The organism is Corynebacterium macclintockiae (assembly GCF_027570165.1).
Classification (GTDB): Bacteria; Actinomycetota; Actinomycetes; order Mycobacteriales; family Mycobacteriaceae; genus Corynebacterium; species Corynebacterium macclintockiae.
In genome coordinates this window covers 35,523-52,202 of the sequence record NZ_JAKMUV010000004.1, presented here as the reverse complement: position 1 = coordinate 52,202, position 16,680 = coordinate 35,523, and the positions used below count along the sequence as shown (strand labels likewise).

At 62.8% G+C, this 16,680-nt stretch carries 11 protein-coding genes; 7 read left to right on the top strand and 4 right to left on the bottom strand.

The features are described from left to right. The first annotated feature begins 70 nt into the window (after positions 1-70). From galT to panD, 3 genes are all read left to right on the top strand, one after another. A complete protein-coding gene (galT, locus tag L8U58_RS05070) occupies positions 71-1,222 on the top strand; it encodes a galactose-1-phosphate uridylyltransferase (RefSeq protein ID WP_269954831.1) in 1,152 nt (383 codons plus the stop codon). Beyond that, positions 1,212-2,471: a galactokinase gene (gene galK, locus L8U58_RS05065; RefSeq protein WP_269954830.1), complete on the top strand. Its 1,260-nt coding sequence runs from the start codon at positions 1,212-1,214 to the stop codon at positions 2,469-2,471. Before galT ends, galK begins: the two co-directional genes overlap by 11 nt. 127 nt (positions 2,472-2,598) lie before the next feature. Further along, on the top strand, positions 2,599-3,015 hold the full coding sequence (gene panD / locus L8U58_RS05060; RefSeq protein ID WP_034969122.1) for an aspartate 1-decarboxylase: 417 nt from the start codon (positions 2,599-2,601) through the stop codon (positions 3,013-3,015). Here the strand turns inward: panD and L8U58_RS05055 are convergent. Further along, positions 3,012-4,199 carry a hypothetical protein gene (locus tag L8U58_RS05055; RefSeq protein WP_034981790.1) on the bottom strand — a complete coding sequence of 396 codons (1,188 nt, stop codon included), beginning with the start codon at positions 4,197-4,199 and terminating at the stop codon, positions 3,012-3,014. The two genes, panD and L8U58_RS05055, sit on opposite strands and share 4 nt — an antisense overlap. A 144-nt stretch (positions 4,200-4,343) precedes the next feature. Between L8U58_RS05055 and lysS the strand changes: the two genes are divergently transcribed. The 3 genes from lysS (at position 4,344) to L8U58_RS05040 (ending at position 8,939) form a co-directional block, all read left to right on the top strand. After that, on the top strand, positions 4,344-5,951 hold the full coding sequence (gene lysS / locus L8U58_RS05050; RefSeq protein ID WP_269954829.1) for a lysine--tRNA ligase: 1,608 nt from the start codon (positions 4,344-4,346) through the stop codon (positions 5,949-5,951). 300 nt (positions 5,952-6,251) lie between these two features. After that, positions 6,252-7,670: an acyl-CoA dehydrogenase family protein gene (locus tag L8U58_RS05045; protein ID WP_034971779.1), complete on the top strand. Its 1,419-nt coding sequence runs from the start codon at positions 6,252-6,254 to the stop codon at positions 7,668-7,670. A gap of 60 nt (positions 7,671-7,730) precedes the next feature. Further along, complete coding sequence (locus L8U58_RS05040) at positions 7,731-8,939, top strand: acyl-CoA dehydrogenase family protein (RefSeq protein WP_034974913.1); 1,209 nt, start codon at positions 7,731-7,733, stop codon at positions 8,937-8,939. A gap of 18 nt (positions 8,940-8,957) precedes the next feature. On the opposite strand, the gene thiD is transcribed toward L8U58_RS05040, so the two are convergent. Both thiD and L8U58_RS05030 read right to left on the bottom strand, forming a co-directional pair. After that, the gene (thiD, locus tag L8U58_RS05035; protein WP_269954828.1) at positions 8,958-9,806 is read right to left on the bottom strand and encodes a bifunctional hydroxymethylpyrimidine kinase/phosphomethylpyrimidine kinase; all 849 of its coding nucleotides are present in this window, start codon (positions 9,804-9,806) and stop codon (positions 8,958-8,960) included. 617 nt (positions 9,807-10,423) lie between these two features. Continuing rightward, entirely contained in the window at positions 10,424-12,187 is a 1,764-nt protein-coding gene (locus L8U58_RS05030) for an AMP-binding protein (protein ID WP_035002669.1), read from the bottom strand. A 449-nt stretch (positions 12,188-12,636) separates the two neighbouring features. Here L8U58_RS05030 and L8U58_RS05025 point away from each other — a divergent pair, with 449 nt between their 5' ends. After that, entirely contained in the window at positions 12,637-15,291 is a 2,655-nt protein-coding gene (locus L8U58_RS05025; RefSeq protein ID WP_269954827.1) for an ATP-dependent Clp protease ATP-binding subunit, read from the top strand. Here L8U58_RS05025 and L8U58_RS05020 read toward each other — a convergent pair whose 3' ends face one another. Continuing rightward, positions 15,292-16,665: a lipase family protein gene (locus L8U58_RS05020; protein ID WP_269954826.1), complete on the bottom strand. Its 1,374-nt coding sequence runs from the start codon at positions 16,663-16,665 to the stop codon at positions 15,292-15,294. Positions 16,666-16,680 lie beyond the last annotated feature (15 nt).

The window sequence follows — 16,680 nt, the reverse complement described above, 5'->3', positions numbered from 1 at the left end:
AGCCCGCCCCTTTTCCTTAAAGGAGGCGGGCGCTTTACTTCACGCGTCCTAGGGCGCCCTACTAAAGGAAGTGATTTACGCCGTGCAGCACGATGTCAAAGTAACCCGAACCACGCTGGCCGACGGCCGCGAGCTGCTGTACTTCGACGACGAGCCGGCTTATGTCCGTGGCGAGAAGCAGCGCGAGCTGCACGATTCCCGCGACCTGCCGCAGGCCACCACGGAATCCGAGATGCGGCAGGACCCTCTGACCGGCCAGTGGTATGTCTACGCCGCGCACCGCATGAACCGCACGTTCATGCCTCCGGCCAACGAAAACCCGCTGGCGCCTACCAGGCCTGGCGAGCTGCCCACCGAGGTGCCCGCCGACGATTACGACGTCGTGGTCTTCGAAAACCGCTTCCCCTCCCTGTCAGTGCACATGGAAGTGCCGGAAGATTTCGCTGCCCACGTCGACGGCCAGGAACTGTTCCCCCGCAGGCCCGCCATCGGCCGCTGCGAGGTTGTCTGCTTCACTCCGGACGTGGACGCCTCGTTTAGGGATCTGCCATACGAGCGCGCCCGCACTGTCGTCGAGGCCTGGGCCCACCGCACCGCTGAACTTTCCGCCATCGAAGGCATCCGCTATGTGTTCCCCTTCGAAAACCGCGGCAAGGAGATCGGCGTGACCTTGCAGCACCCGCACGGCCAGATTTACTCCTATCCCTTCCTCCCGCCGCGTGCCGCTGAGGTAGCCGCGCGCGCTCGGGCGTTTAGGGAAAGCACTGGTCAGGATCTTTTTGACGCCACCTTGTCCGCCGAAAAAGAATCCGGCACCCGCATACTCTTGGCCGGCGAGCACTTCACAGCCTATGTGCCGGCTGCAGCCAAGTGGCCGGTGGAGGTCATCCTCATGGCCAACCGGGCGGTGCCGGACTTCGCGGCGCTATCCGACGAAGAGAAGGATGAGCTGACCCGCTTCTACCTGGATCTGCTGGGCCGAATGGACCGCTTTTTCGACGGGGTGGAACGCACCCCCTATATTGCGGCCTGGAACCAGGCGCCGGTGGGGGAGGGGCGCGAGGACGGTCGCTTGTACTTGCAGCTGTATTCGATGATGCGCTCTCCGGGGCGCATGAAGTTCCTGGCCGGTAGCGAGTCGGGCCAGGAGGCCTGGATCTCCGATACCACCCCAGAACGAATCGCCGAGCGCTTCCGGGAGGTCGCCGACAATGCCAACTAGCCAAACCAACGCAGCACAGAACGCTGGTACTCCGCGGTGGCTGCAGACCCGCTCCGAGGAGCAGGGTGCTGCCGATGCGCGTTCCCTATTCCAGCAGGTCTACGGCTATGAACCCGCAGGCGTGTGGTCCGCGCCGGGGCGCGTGAACCTCATCGGCGAGCACGTCGACTATGCCGATGGCATTAGCCTGCCCTTCGCACTGTCCCAGCGCACCTACGTGGCTGCTGCCAAGAACGACGACGGCGTGTATCGCGTGGCCTCCCGCTTCGGCGACCCCGTGGAGATCGTCCACTTCGAGATCCCCGTCGCCGAGGTTGGTCCCGGCAATCCCGCCAACTGGGCGGGCTACGCCGTCGGCGCGATTTGGGCGGCAACCGAGGCCGGGCTGATGCCCGCCGGTGGCCTGAACCTCGCCATCGAATCCGACGTTCCCGTCGGCGCGGGGTTGTCCAGCTCCGCGGCTCTGGAATGCTCGGCGGCTCTGGCGGCCTTTGACCTATACGGCGGCGCGACCCTTGATGATGCGGTCCGCAACGGGCTCATGGGGGCGTCCATAAGGGCAGAGAACGAGGTCGTCGGCGCCTCAACGGGCGGCCTCGACCAGCGTATTTCGCTGTTTGGCCAGGCCGGCCACGCGCTGGCCATCGACTTCGCCGAGGACAGCGCCACCCAGGTGCCCTTCGACATCGCGGGGCGGGGGCTGGCGATCCTCATAATGAACACGAACGCTCCGCACCAGCTGAACGACGGGCAGTATGCTGCGCGACGCGCGGTGATCGACGGAGTGACAGCCGACCTGGGGGTCAGCAGCCTGCGCTTCGCCGAGGAGGCCGAGGATGCCTCCGTGGGATGGGCCAAGGCCAACGACGTGGATCCGGTAGAGGTGGCCGCCCGCGTGCGCCACGTGGTGAGCGAGATCGCCCGCACGGCCGAGGCGATTAAGCAGGTCAGCGCCGGTGACATGGAGGCTTTCGGGCGTTCGATGCAGGGCAGCCACGCCTCCCTGCGGGATGACTACGAGGTCACCGTTCCGGAGCTGGATACCGCGGTGGATGTTGCGATGGCCCAGGGCGCGCTAGGTGCGCGCATGACCGGTGGTGGTTTCGGCGGCTCCGCGATTGCGCTGCTGCGTGAGGATCAGGTGGAGGCGACGGCCACAGCGGTGGCTGAGGCTTTCGCGGAGAAGGGCTTCAACGAGCCCGAGTTCGTGGTGGCACTGCCGAGCGACGGCGCGCACCGGAACGCTTAAGCGCTCGCTCCAGTAGCGCTTGGGCGCTGCTTGAGCGTCGCCCGGGCGCCGTATCGGTGCGCGGTGACCGGGCACAAAAGAACAGCTAAATAGCATATTTGGTTAGCCCCGAGTAAGGTGTTCACCCGTGTTGCGAACCATGCTGAAATCAAAGATCCACCGTGCGACGGTCACCCAGGCCGACCTGCACTACGTCGGCTCGTGCACCATCGACGCTGATCTGATGGAAGCTGCCGACATCCTCGAGGGCGAGCAGATCGATATCGTCGATATAGATAACGGCAACCGCCTGACGACCTACGCCATCACCGGTGACCGGGGCACCGGAGTGATCGGCATCAACGGCGCTGCCGCGCGCCTGATTAGCCCCGGCGACCTGGTGATCATCATCGGCTACGCCCAGTACAGCGAGGAAGACCTGAAGAACTACACCTCGCGTGTCGTCTTTGTGGACGAGAACAACAAGCAGGTGGAGCTCGGCGGCGATCCGGCTCACGTGCCGGACGGCTCGGGGCTCAAGAACCCGCGCCACCCGGAAGGCTAGTTGAACTCGAATTCTCCCTCGTCGTTGCGCTTCACGTGGAAGCGCCACAGCGGCATTCCCTCTTCCTCAAGGGACTTTTCCGTTGCCGTGAGTGTCTCCGATCCGATAATCACGAAGTCGCTGTTGCTATAACGCAACCCAACCTCCGAGCAGAAACGCTGGCTGCCCTTACCATCAGACAAAGGAGTCACCGTATTACCAGCAACCTTCATCAGCTGGTAATCGCCGTCAGGGGACTGTAGACCTATCTCGGTCGGAGGGAACAGTGGCGACTCGTCTTCGTAGTCATACTCCACTTCGGCACAAACCTTGCCGTAATCCTGCGGATTGTCGGTAAGAATCTCAAGGCTCATCAGCTTCATCTTTGTCTTACCGACGCCCACCTTTTCAGTGACCGACTCTTCCTTAGGCTTGGCCTTGTCGCGGGATTCGAGGTAGCCGCCATCAACGAGGTCGATCTCTACGCGATCGCCGATTTCCAGTGGGCCGTTAGAGCCACCGATGTTCGCTTCCTTGCCCTCGAGTTCCTGATAACGGTTTGCCAAGTTAGTCAGCGAGCGCAACAGCGGCTTGACCGGGTCACAACCGGACATGGAGATAACCTCTGCATATTCCAACGGTGTTCCCTCCGGGCCGGAAAGCATGCACGCATTTACTACCTCGGCAGATTTCCATCCTTGAAGACCATCGTCGGATAGCTCCTTTCGTTCAGCATCCCCATTGGGAAGATCGTCGAGATTGGAGCCATTCTTGGTGGCGGACAGTGCAGTGTAGATCGAAGTTTCTTTGAGCTCATCGGGCTGATCGCCACTGATTTGCGGCTTTATATAGCCGGAGCAGGTTTCTGAATTGACGTACACGTCAGCAGAGTCCAGCGGCTGCATCTTCGCGCCATCCACGTACGCGCTGTCAAAGAAAGCTTGGTCGAGTTTGCAGTCGCTGAACTTGCCGTCCGCGAAGATTTCCCGCAGCTTGTCGTCGCTGATCTCTGGGGAGACGTCGGAGAAACTGTTATTGGAGCCGGAGTTTTCCTTCTTGCCCCCGTAGGAAACCTCTTCGCTGGCGCCTTCCGGGCGCTGAAAAGCGGAGCAGCTGGATGCGAAAACCAAAGAGCCCGCTGCCAAGCAGGCAGCTGTGGCGCGGGCGTACTTATGGGTGAAAGTAGCGGGGCGTGAACTAAACATGTTTGAGTGCTTCCGTAGTCTTCGTGTCTTCGTCCGGTGTACTTCGTGTATTGGTCGTCGTATGTTCCCTAAAGCTAACACCCTCGAGCGTCTCGCACGCCTCAATCGATTACCTGTCCGTTCCATGCGCTAGGCTTTGTAAGCGTGACTGACGCAGCAAATACCCCCGCACAAGACCTGCCCGAACAGCTACGCATCCGCCGCGAAAAGCGGCAGCGCATCCTCGAATCCGGCAAGGACGCCTACCCGGTAGAGGTGCCACGCACCCACTCCCTGGCCGAGGTACGCGCACAGTGGGCCGTGAAGAAGGATGACGGTGAAGCTGAGGCGCAGCCGGTTGAAACAGAGGGCGTCACTTACCTCGCCGCAGGCGAAGAAACCCAAGACGTCGTCAGCATTACCGGGCGCCTGATCTTCATGCGTAACACCGGAAAGCTGTGCTTCGCCACGCTGCAGGACGGCGACGGCACGCAGCTGCAGGCCATGCTTTCCCTGGCGGAGGTAGGGGAGGACGCGCTGGCTGCGTGGAAGGCCGACGTGGACCTCGGCGACTTTATCGGCGTGACGGGTCGCGTGATCGCCTCCCGTCGCGGCGAGCTGTCCGTGATGGCCAGCGAGTGGGTCATGGCAGCAAAGTCTCTGCGTCCGCTGCCGGTGGCTTTCGCTGAGATGAACGAAGAGACCCGCGTGCGCCAGCGCTACAACGACCTGATCGTGCGCGAGGAAGCCCGCAAGAACGCGATGACCCGCGTGAAGGTCATCCGCGCGCTGCGTGACTACATGGAGGGCGAGGGCTTCGTAGAGATCGAGACCCCGATGCTGCAGACCCTGCACGGTGGCGCGGCGGCCCGTCCGTTCGTGACCCACTCCAACGCCCTGGATATCGACCTGTACCTGCGCATTGCGCCGGAGCTGTTCCTGAAGCGCGCTGTGGTCGGTGGCATCGACCGCGTCTTCGAGATCAACCGCAACTTCCGCAACGAGGGCGTGGACAAGTCCCACTCCCCGGAGTTTGCGATGCTGGAGACCTATGCAGCATGGGGCGACTACGACGACTGCGCGCGTACCACCCGCGAGTCCATCCAATACATCGTGGACCAGCTGACCAAGGGCACCGACCTGGAGGGTACCGGCAAGGTGCGCCTGGCCGACGGCACCGAGTTCGACTTCGGCGGGGAGTGGAAGGAAATCGAGATGTACCCCTCGCTGAACGAGGCACTTGCGCGCAAGTACCCCGGCCAGCCGGAGGTGACGATCGACTCCACCGTTGAGGAACTGAAGGAGATCGCCAAGGTTATTGGCCTGGACGTTCCCGCCAAGGGTGGCTGGGGCCACGGCAAGCTGGTGGAGGAAATCTGGGAGGTCCTGTGCGAGGGCCAGCTGGAAGGCCCCATCTTCGTGCGTAACTTCCCGGTCGAGACCTCCCCGCTGACCCGCCAGCACCGCAGCAAGCCAGGTGTGACGGAGAAGTGGGACCTGTACGTCCGCGGCTTCGAGCTGGCTACCGGCTACTCCGAGCTGGTGGATCCGGTTATTCAGCGCGAGCGTTTCGAGGATCAGGCACGCCTGGCCGCCAATGGTGACGACGAGGCAATGCGTCTGGACGAAGATTTCCTGGCAGCCATGGAGCAGGGTATGCCGCCGACGGCAGGAACCGGCATGGGAATCGATCGACTGCTGATGGCTCTGACCGGCCTGGGCATCCGCGAGACCGTGCTGTTCCCGATTGTGAAGCCGGAGCGCGACAACTAGTTCGCAATCTCAGGGGGAGGAGGCGGCAGCCGCGCCGGGGCGTAGCCTTCGGGGCGCCGCCGGTGGGGGACCGCCGGCGGGGGAGGCGCCGCCGGTGGAGGACCGCCAGTGGGGGAGGCGCCGCCGCTGGAGGAGCGTAGGGCAGCGTGGGTGCAGCTCGCCCGTGTGGGTGTAATTTCCCCAATGTTTTGTCTCAAAATGTGATGCGCGCCATTATCCTGGTTTATGCTACGTACATAATTATCCGCACATGCAGATATGTAATTTGCGCTGACAACCAGTGAAAGGTGGCCGCACGAAATGAGCGACCGAAGCAAGCGTGCCGATTCGACTCCTGGCCTGAACAACATCAAGCGAGACGCAATCGGTACCGTCATGGGAGTCTTGACGAAGTTCACCGGCTCCGACCTGGCAGAGAAGTACGGTCTGAGCAAGAAGGTGGACCGCGTTGCCTACCAGTCCACCAAGACCGGCATGCGCACCCTGGGTGCCGTGAACCGCCAGTTCAAGAAGATCAAGGGCTCCGGCAAGCCGGTACGTCTGGCAAACCAGACCACCGACGAGAACAACCAGCCGATCCCGACCGAAACCCCGGCACCGGGCAAGGCGCCGTTCGACCTGACCCCGACCGAGGATCAGGAAATGATCGTCGCTGCTGTGCGCGAGTTCGCAGAAGAGCGCCTGCGCCCCACCGGCCACGACCAGAACGAAGCATCCGAGCCGGCCGAAGGTCTGCTGGAGGCTGCCGCTGAGCTGGGCGTTGCTCTGATCAACCTGCCGGAAGAGTACGAAGGCATTGCCTCCGCCTCCGGCGCCACCACCAACGCTCTGATCGCCGAGGCTCTGGCATACGGCGACATGGGCCAGGCCGTCGCCATCCTGGCACCGGCCGGCGTGGCCAACGTCATCACTAACTACGGTGACGACTCCCAGCAGAAGACCTACCTGCCGGAGTTCGCAGGCGAGTCCGTCCCGGCCGCCGCCGTGGTCGTCTCTGAGTCCCGCCCGCTGTTCGACCCCTTCACCCTGCAGACCACCGCCGTCCGCGAGGGCGACGACATCGTGATCAACGGTGTGAAGACAATGGTTCCGAACGCCGGCAAAGCCGAGCTGTTCGTCATCGCCGTGAACCTGGACGGCGAGAACACCTTCGTCATCGTCGAGTCCGACACCGAGGGCCTGGTTGTCGAGGCTGACCCGTCCATGGGTCTGCGTGGCGCCGCCCTGGGTCGAGTCCTGCTGAAGGACGTCCGCGTTCCGGCCAGCCAGCTGCTGGGTGGCAAGGATCTGCCGGCTGACGAGCGCAAGGAAAACTACGCGGAGATCATCCGCCGCTCCCGCCTGGGCTGGGCTGCACTGGCAGCCGGCACCGGTGAGGCCATCCTGGAGTACACCAAGAAGTACGTCAACGAGCGCGAAGCTTTCGGCGAGCCGATCTCCCACCGCCAGGCAGTGGCCTTCATGGTCGCCAACCTGCGCATTGAGCTCGACGGCCTGCGCCTGATCCTGCTGCGCGGCGTATCCCGCCTGGACCAGGGCCTGTCCTTCAACCGTGAGGCTGGCCTTGCCCGCCGCTACGCATCCGACAAGGGCATGGTCATGGGTCTCGACGGCGTGCAGCTGCTCGGTGGCCACGGCTTCACCAAGGAGCACCCGGTCGAGCGCTGGTACCGCGACATGCGCGCCGTCGGCATCGCCGAAGGCGTAGTCGTCGTTTAACCCCCGCCACACATTCGAATCGATATCGAATAAGCACAAGGAACTTGAAGGAACCACATCATGATTAATCTGGAACTCCCCAAGCGTTTGAAGGCGGGCCAGAACCAAGCGCACCAGGCCGCCGCCGAAATCTTCCGCCCCATCTCCCGCAAGTACGACCTCGCGGAGCACGAGCGCCCCGTTGAGCTGGACACCATGGCTAGCCTGGTCGAGGGAATGGCAGACGCCGGCCAGGCAATGGCTGGTGCCTCCGGTGGCCGCGGCGATGAAAAGAAGAAGGCTGAGGGCGTCAAGAATGGCGGCAACATGGCCTCCATCCTCAACGTCATCGAGACCTGCTGGGGCGACGTCGGACTCACCCTGTCCATCCCCTACCAGGGTCTAGGCAACGCAGCCGTAGCTGCCGTCGCCGACGACGAGCAGCTCGAGCGCTTCGGCAAGATCTGGGCCGCCATGGCCATCACCGAGCCGCAGTTCGGCTCTGACTCTGCAGCAGTTGCCGCCACCGCCAAGCTGGATGGCGACGAGTACGTCCTGAACGGTGAGAAGATCTTCGTCACCGCCGGCGAGCGCTGCACCCACGTTGTCGTCTGGGCATCCGTCGACAAGTCCGCAGGCCGCGCGGCCATCAAGTCCTTCGTCGTTCCGCGCGACACCCCGGGCTTCGAGCTGGTCCGCCTGGAGCACAAGCTGGGTATCCGCTCCTCCGACACCGCGCACTTCATCCTGGACAACGTCCGCATCCCGAAGGAGAACCTGCTGGGCTCCCCGGAGGTGGACACCAAGAAGGGCTTCGGCGGCGTGATGGCCACCTTCGACAACACCCGCCCGATGGTTGCCGCCATGGCCGTTGGTGTTGCCCGCGCTTCCCTGGAGAAGCTGCGCGAGATCCTCACCGACGCAGGTGTAGAGATCGATTATGACGCCCCCGCGTGGAACCAGCCCGCAGCCGCCAGCGAGTACATTCGCCTGGAGAGCGACTGGGAAGCTGCATACCTGATGACCCTGCGCGCAGGCTGGATGGCTGACAACAAGCAGCCGAACAGCAAGGAAGCCTCCGAGTGCAAGGCGAAGGCAGGCCGCATGGCCACCGACCTGACCCTGCGTGCAGTCGAGATGGCCGGTGCCTACGGCTACTCCGAGCGCGACCTGCTGGAGAAGTGGGCTCGCGACTCCAAGATCCTGGACATCTTTGAGGGCACCCAGCAGATCCAGCAGCTGGTCGTCGCCCGCCGTGAGCTGGGACTTTCCTCCAAGGAGCTCAAGTAAGAGCCCACTAGCGCCTGCCTAGAACAGGCGCACCGAGTGATCAACGGGGCCATGGCCTTGACCGACTAGCAACTTGTCGGCATTGGCGATGGCCTCGTTGAGCCATTTTGTGGACCATTCCAACGCATTCTCTAGCGAATCTCCCGCGCCCAGTCTGGTGGCCAGTGCGGAAGACAAAGAACACCCCGTGCCGTGGGTGTTTTTTGTTTCCACGCGCGGGGAGCTGACCTTGTGCGTCTGCCCGTTCGGGGACACGGCAATGTTTCCGGCCTCCGGCCCAGCCAGGTGCCCCAGCTTCACGATCACGGTGGTGTCGGTTTCCCGCGCCCACTTCGCGGCGATGTCCACGGCATCTTGCTCGCTGCTGGCAATGTCAGTCTTAGTCAGGAGTGCGAGCTCGGGGAGGTTCGGCGTCACTACCGAAGAAGCGGCAGCGAAGTCCCGCAGTGCGTCCTCGGCGTCCGCGGTGAGCAGCCGATCGCCCGAGGAAGCCACCGCCACCGGGTCCAGCACCGTCGTGACCTGGTGGTTCTGCAGGTAATCGCGGACGGTCTGGATGGTCTGGGTGTCGCCGAGCATGCCGATCTTCACAGCATCAACGGTGACGTCGTCGAAGACGGAATCGAGCTGCGCGCGGAGGAAATCCAGCGGGGGAGTGTGGATCTCGCGCACACCCTGCGTATTCTGCGCGACCAGCGCGGTAATGACGGACATGCCGTAGCCACCCGCCGCCATGATGGACTTCAGGTCCGCCTGCGCGCCCGCCCCGCCCGTCGGATCCGTACCGGCGATGGACAGCACGCGCGGACGGAGGGGTTGGTTGGGGTTGCTGTTGGGGTTGCTATTGGTGCTGCTGATCTGGCTCATGCCAATCATTATTGCGCACGCCGTGGGGCACTGGCTGCGGCCAGTCACCCTTGCTGTTGTTTGAGGAAGTTGTTTCGGTTGGTGTTGTTCTCGTGATTCATGTTTTATGACGCCCACAGCCCTTGCCGGCTTTACGTGATGCTAAATGTCGGAAAAGTTGCAAAACTGCAGACTTACTATTCCTGACCCTTGGTGTGCGATTCGCTGACCAGGGCTTTTGTTTTAGTAACAATCATCCCCAATAGTGTTTTGCAACTTTTCCGACATTTACAGTCTTTGGGAGAGTGCAGGGTGAAACGGGAGGGGGTGGTTAGTGTCGTCTGGCGCTTGTAAGTGGTGTGGGTGTGCAAGTGGGGGACTGATGGGGCGAGCGCTCTAGATCTAAGGGGGGGTGGTGTAAGGCAAATGTCGCTAGATCGGGAATTCTGCACATGTGCTACCTCGTCCACTTTTTACGCGAAGCTCTGACCTGCGGTTTTGCTTAGTCGAAAATTGAGTTCAGTAACAGATTCCCGTTCTAACGACATGTGGGGCTTAGTGAGAGCTGGGCTCAGCCTCTCAGGCCGCCGAAGCTCCAGCCCCTCAGGCCGCCGAAGCGCCAGCCTCATTCACCCCAACTAGGGCTGCGGAAGCTCGCGCGGAACCACCTTGCCCACCGCGTTGCGGGGCAGCTTGTCCAGGTATACGAAGTAACGCGGCACACTGTGGCGAGCCAAGTGAGCCTTGACCTGAAGCTTCGCCTGCTCCTCGAATTCCGCCTTCTCGGCGTCGGTCAGTTCGGCTGCGCTCTTGCCCTCCGGCACGACCCACGCGCACAGTGCCTGGCCGAACTCCGGATCCTCCACGCCTCGCACAGCGGACTCGGCAACGAAGTCCATGGAGTTCACCACGTCCTCGGTCTCCTGCGGGAAGACGTTCTCGCCACCGGAAACGATCATGTCGTCGCTGCGGCCAGAGATGAACAGCAGCCCGTCCTCGTTGTAGTATCCCAGGTCGCCGGTAGCGACCATGCCATCGATGATTTCCTTGTCAGAGCCGGGGCGTGTGTAGCCCTCGAACAGCATGTCGTTCTTCACGAAGATGCGTCCAATCTCGCCGTCCGGCAGCTCCTTGCCATCCTCGTCCAGAATCTTCAGCGTCGTCGCCATAGGCGGCTTACCTGCCGTGTTGATGTGCTTGCGCAGCTCCTCCGGGGTGGCAATGGAAGCCCAGCTGACCTCCGTCGACCCGTACAGGTTGTACAGCACGTCGCCGAACTTCTCCTGCGTCTCGCGCACAACCTTCGGCGGCAGCGCCTCGCCGGAGGTGGCAATGATCTTCGTGCCGGGGTTGAATCCTTCCGGGACGACTTCCAGCATGCGGCGCAGCATCGTCGGCACCATAGCGATGGTGTACGGGCGGTTCTTCTCGATCAGCTTCACGGCCCCTTCGGGGGAGAATCGTCGCTGCATAATCATGGTGTTGCGCAGCGCGAGCGCCAGCTGAATCTGCGCGAATCCCCAGGTGTGGAACATCGGCGCGGAGAGGAAGGAGGGGCGGTGGTGGCGCATCGGGATGCGGCTCATGATCGACGACGCCGGCATGTACGTCTTCGGTTCCGGTCGGCGCGCGCCCTTCGGTGTGCCGGTGGTGCCGGAGGTGAGGATGATGGTGCGGCCTTGGCGTGGGCGGCTGGGAATGGACAGGTTCTCCGGGGTAGTCCGCACTACCTCGTGCAGGGTGCTCCAGTCTTCGTTGCGGGTGGCGTAGTCGCCGCTATCGATTGCGTCCTGAATATTGGAAGGCTTCTTCAGCGCAGCCTCGGCCTCGCGGGAAAGCCCCAGCGTGTCGCCGTCTTCCCAGGCGATGATCACGGGGCAGGCGTCGAAGTCCTTCGGTAGTAGCGGCAGGAACTCTTCGTCGATAAACAGGATGTCGATCTTTTGTTCCTGTAGCACGGCTTGGGTCTGTTTTGCGGACGCCCCAGTGTTCAGCAGCACAATGTCTGTACCCAACCGACCGTGTGCGCAGAGGGTAAGGATGAAGCCGCGGTGGTTGCGGCACAGCACGCCAATACGATCGCGTTCGCGGACGCCGGTGCGGAACAGGGCTTGCGCCAGGGTGGAGGATTGTTCGTGCAGCTCTTGGTAGGTCATCGACCCAGCGTCATCGATGATGGCGGTGTGGTAGGGGTCGCGTGCAGCGCCGATGGCCAGCAGGCCGGCGGGGAGGAAGCTCCACTGGATAACGCCTTTTAATGCCTTGGACGCGGCGATCGGACTCATTGAGCCCAGAACGCCGGACTTGAACAGTGGCAGAGTGCCCTTTAGGAGCGTGCCTGCGGTTCCGATCTGTTCAGTGAGGGAGGGCTTCGTTAGCTGGGCGGCTGCAGCTGCGTTCATTTCTGGGTAACTCTCCTTGGGTCGGCGTTTGGGTTGGGTTGGCGTTTGGGTCTGCGCCTATCGGTAGTGCCCGGGGAACTAACCCGGAGTGGCGCCTCGACTTGAGCGGTTTATATCTTTTTAGTGGTGTACATCACTGTAATGTTCGCAAAGCAAAAAGTTCTCGGTTTGAAAAAAATAACTATGCAAAGATGGCCGGTCTATATGCGTGCCAGAAAGGGCGTTCGCTGACGGCGTACAGCGTCGAAAATTCCGCCACGAATAGTTGTTGACCTGCTGATATGGGGGTATTTGGGGTCGAAGGGGCGTCGGAATAAGGCGGCGATAACGCAGTGTTGTGTGGAAGGCGATATGAGTTGCCCGCACTCACGGCTAAGGTGGGCAGCATTGGCGAATACACAAGCTAAGTCTTTGGAAACTAGCCACATCTTTTGTAAAGGGAGCACACCATGTTCGAGAGGTTCACGGATCGCGCGCGTCGCGTCGTTGTGTTGGCGCAGGAAGAAGCCCGCGCGCTGAATCACAACTACATCGGCACAGAGCACATCCTGCTCGGCCTGATTCAGGAGGGCGAAGGCGTAGCAGCGAAGGCCCTGGAATCCATGGGTATCTCCCTGGACGCCGTGCGTACCGAAGTCAAGGACATCATCGGCACCGGCGGTCACCCGCCGAGCGGCTACATTCCCTTCACCCCGCGGGCCAAGAAGGTCCTGGAGCTCGCATTGCGCGAGGCGCTGCAGCTAGGCCACAAGTACATCGGCACCGAGCACATCCTGCTGGGCCTCATCCGCGAGGGTGAGGGCGTGGCAGCGCAAGTGCTGGTCAAGCTCGGCGCTGACCTGTCCCGCGTGCGCCAGCAGGTGATCCAGCTGCTCAGCGGCTACGAGGGTAACGAGGAAGAAGGCGGCGGCGAGCCCGCTGCTGCTGGCGTGGGCAGCACCGGTGAAGGTGTACCGAACCGCCCTGGCCAGAAGTCCAACTCCCTGGTGCTAGATCAGTTCGGCCGTAACCTCACCCAGGCCGCTAAGGATGGCAAGCTGGATCCGGTTGTGGGGCGCGAGAATGAAATCGAGCGCGTCATGCAGGTCCTGTCCCGCCGCACTAAGAACAACCCGGTGCTTATCGGCGAGCCCGGTGTGGGTAAAACCGCTGTGGTGGAAGGCCTGGCGCTGGACATTGTCAACGGAAAGGTGCCGGAGACGCTGAAGGATAAGCAGCTGTACTCCCTGGACCTGGGTTCCCTGGTGGCGGGCTCCCGCTACCGCGGTGACTTCGAGGAGCGCCTGAAGAAGGTGCTGAAGGAGATCAACCAGCGCGGTGACATCATCCTGTTCATCGACGAGATCCACACGCTGGTCGGTGCGGGTGCCGCCGAGGGCGCGATCGACGCTGCCAGCATCCTGAAGCCGAAGCTGGCTCGCGGCGAGCTGCAGACCATCGGTGCGACCACCCTAGACGAGTACCGCAAGCACATCGAGAAGGACGCGGCTCTGGAGCGCCGCTTCCAGCCGGTACAGGTGCCGGAGCCTTCCGTCGAGCTGACCGTGGAAATCCTGAAGGGATTGCGCGACCGCTACGAGGCGCACCACCGCGTATCCATTACCGACGGTGCCCTGAAGGCCGCCGCCCAGTTGGCTGATCGCTACATCAACGACCGCTTCCTGCCGGATAAGGCCGTGGACCTGATCGACGAGGCCGGCGCCCGCATGCGCATCAAGCGCATGACCGCCCCGAAGTCCATCCAGGATGTCGACGACAAGATCGCCGAGGTACGCCGCAAGAAGGAAGCCGCCATCGACGACCAGGACTTCGAGAAGGCAGCAGCCCTGCGCGACGACGAGCGCAAGCTGGGCGAAGAGCGCGCGGAGAAGGAAAAGGCCTGGCGCGCAGGCGAGCTGGACGAAGTCGCCGAGGTCGGCGAGGAGCAGATCGCCGAGGTCATGGGCACCTGGACCGGCATTCCCGTGTTCAAGCTCACCGAGGAAGAATCCACCCGCCTGCTACACATGGAAGACGAGCTGCACAAGCGCATCATCGGCCAGGACGATGCCGTCAAGGCTGTCTCCCGCGCCATCCGCCGCACCCGCGCTGGGCTGAAGGACCCGAAGCGCCCGTCCGGTTCGTTCATCTTCGCCGGCCCGTCCGGCGTGGGTAAGACCGAGCTGTCGAAGGCGCTGGCCGAGTTCCTGTTCGGCGACGACGATGCGCTGATCCAGATCGACATGGGCGAATTCCACGACAAGTTCACGGCATCCCGCCTGTTCGGTGCCCCTCCGGGATACGTCGGCTACGACGAGGGCGGCCAGCTGACCGAGAAGGTCCGCCGCAAGCCGTTCTCTGTGGTGCTGTTCGACGAGATCGAGAAGGCCCACACCGAGATCTACAACACCCTGCTGCAGGTGCTGGAAGACGGTCGCCTGACCGACGGCCAGGGCCGCATGGTGGACTTCAAGAACACCGTCCTGATCTTCACCTCGAACCTGGGCACCAGAGACATCTCGAAGGCTGTGGGCATGGGCTTCAGCAGCTCCGGCGAGGCCGACGAGGAAACCCAGTACGAGCGGATGAAGCAGAAGGTCGACGACGAGCTGAAGAAGCACTTCCGCCCGGAGTTCCTGAACCGCATCGACGACATCGTGGTCTTCCACCAGCTGACCCGCGAGCAGATCGTCCAGATGGTGGACCTGCTGCTGGGCCGCGTACGTACCGCACTGCAGGCGAAGGACATGGATCTGGAGCTGACCGAGCAGGCGAAGTCCCTGCTGGCCAAGCGCGGATTCGACCCAGTGCTGGGTGCCCGTCCGCTGCGCCGCACCATCCAGCGGGAGATCGAGGATCACCTGTCCGAGAAGATCCTGTTTGGCGAGATCGGCGCTGGCGAAATCGTCACCGTCGACGTCGAGAACTGGGACGGCGAGTCCAAGGGTGAGGATGCGAAGTTCGTCTTCGGCACCAAGCCCAAGCCGCTGCCGGAGGTCGGCATTGACGACGCGGCCGCCGACGAGGCCCAGGAGGCTGTGTCTGTCGCCGCCGAATCCTCCGTTCCGGAGGATAAGGATTTTGACGCCGCAGACTCCAGCGACGATTGGAACCAGAAAGGCTAACTAAGCCTTGTTGAACGGCACTGGGCGGCCGTGGAGCACACTATCCAGCCAGTCCAGCGCCGGCAGCAGGTGCGTAAACATCGGCAGCATGTGATCGCCCAGCGGAACGGTGTGGGGGATGTTGTGCTCCACGTAGTGCACCTTCGTGCCACCCTCGGCCCACTGGCGGGCCATGCGACGGCTCTGCTCCACGGGGATCGTGTCATCATTCGTGCCATGCCCCACGTACACAGGGACCTGGGGTGGGCGGTTGCCGATGCGTTGGGCGTCAACAAGCTTCTTAAAAGGCTCCTGCCGCAACAGTTCCGTGAGCGATTCGCCGGACGTTGTCAGGGTGCGCGTATCGGTGTAGGCGTGGCGCGCCAGTGATTCGGGGAGGCACTCGCTGGCGGTCTTGCGCAAGTATTCCTTGCCCTTGGCATTCATGCGCGACTCGACGGCATCGCGGATCTCTGGGTTAGAGATCAGGAAGCCATTCAGTGTGTAGCCCAAAGCAGCGGCCAGTGGGCCGTTGTCGATGGCGGTGGAAGTCATGGCCAGATCGGCCGGCACGCCGCCGGCGTAGCCCGTCTTCAGGTTGATCTCGGGGGCGTAGGTCGAGGCCAGCTCGAGTGCTGCGGCGGAAGATCCACCGCCCTGCGAGTAACCCCACAGCGCTACCGGCGCGGACTTCGGCACCCGCTGCATGTTCTTGGCTGCGCGAGCCATGTCCAGGGTGGCGTTGCCCTGATCTACGCGATTCATGTAGGTGTGCTGGGCCGGGGTGCCCAAACCGTTCAGGTCCGTCAGCGCCACCGCCCAACCGCGGGAGAGCGCGGCGGCGACAGGGGCGGCCTCGTATTCCAGCCCCAGTGGCAGCAGCTTGCCCGGGGCGCACGCATCGCCGCTGCCCTGGGTGCCCGGCGCAACGACCAGCAAAGGACGCTCGCCGCCGCCGGTGTAGGGGGCTCGGGGCACCAGGACGGTGCCGGTGACGGGGACGGTTTCACCGCGAGAGTTGGTGGAAACATAAGCCACGCGCTGGGCTTCACTGTTGGTCCAGTCGACGAAGGGGATGCCAAGTGCGAAGTTGCTGCGGGCGGTCTTCAAGATTTCCCCTGGCTTGCCCTTCACCTGCAGCGGCAGGGAGGAGTAGAACCCGTCCGGATCGTGGTTAGGCAGGGAGCCGACGGCGGACTTGCCACTGCCCGTGGCTGCGGCCCTGGATAGCGAACCTTCCACGGAACCATAAAAGCCGCCCTGGGATGGGGCGGCTACAGCCACAGGCGTGGCGGATACGGCGGCCGCGGGCAGAAGAACTGCACAGGTCGCGGCTAGGGAACGGGTGAAACGGGTGAAGCGAAAGCGGTGGAAACTCTTAACGGGAAACGTCATAGGAAAATCCTAAAC

Coding starts and splice junctions, on each gene's coding strand:
- L8U58_RS05045 (WP_034971779.1), top strand. CDS start 6,252: ATGAGCGACCGAAGCAAGCGTGCCGATTCGACTCCTGGCCTGAACAAC.
- L8U58_RS05030 (WP_035002669.1), bottom strand. CDS start 12,187: ATGAACGCAGCTGCAGCCGCCCAGCTAACGAAGCCCTCCCTCACTGAA.
- L8U58_RS05025 (WP_269954827.1), top strand. CDS start 12,637: ATGTTCGAGAGGTTCACGGATCGCGCGCGTCGCGTCGTTGTGTTGGCG.
- L8U58_RS05055 (WP_034981790.1), bottom strand. CDS start 4,199: ATGTTTAGTTCACGCCCCGCTACTTTCACCCATAAGTACGCCCGCGCC.
- thiD (WP_269954828.1), bottom strand. CDS start 9,806: ATGAGCCAGATCAGCAGCACCAATAGCAACCCCAACAGCAACCCCAAC.
- L8U58_RS05040 (WP_034974913.1), top strand. CDS start 7,731: ATGATTAATCTGGAACTCCCCAAGCGTTTGAAGGCGGGCCAGAACCAA.
- galK (WP_269954830.1), top strand. CDS start 1,212: ATGCCAACTAGCCAAACCAACGCAGCACAGAACGCTGGTACTCCGCGG.
- L8U58_RS05020 (WP_269954826.1), bottom strand. CDS start 16,665: ATGACGTTTCCCGTTAAGAGTTTCCACCGCTTTCGCTTCACCCGTTTC.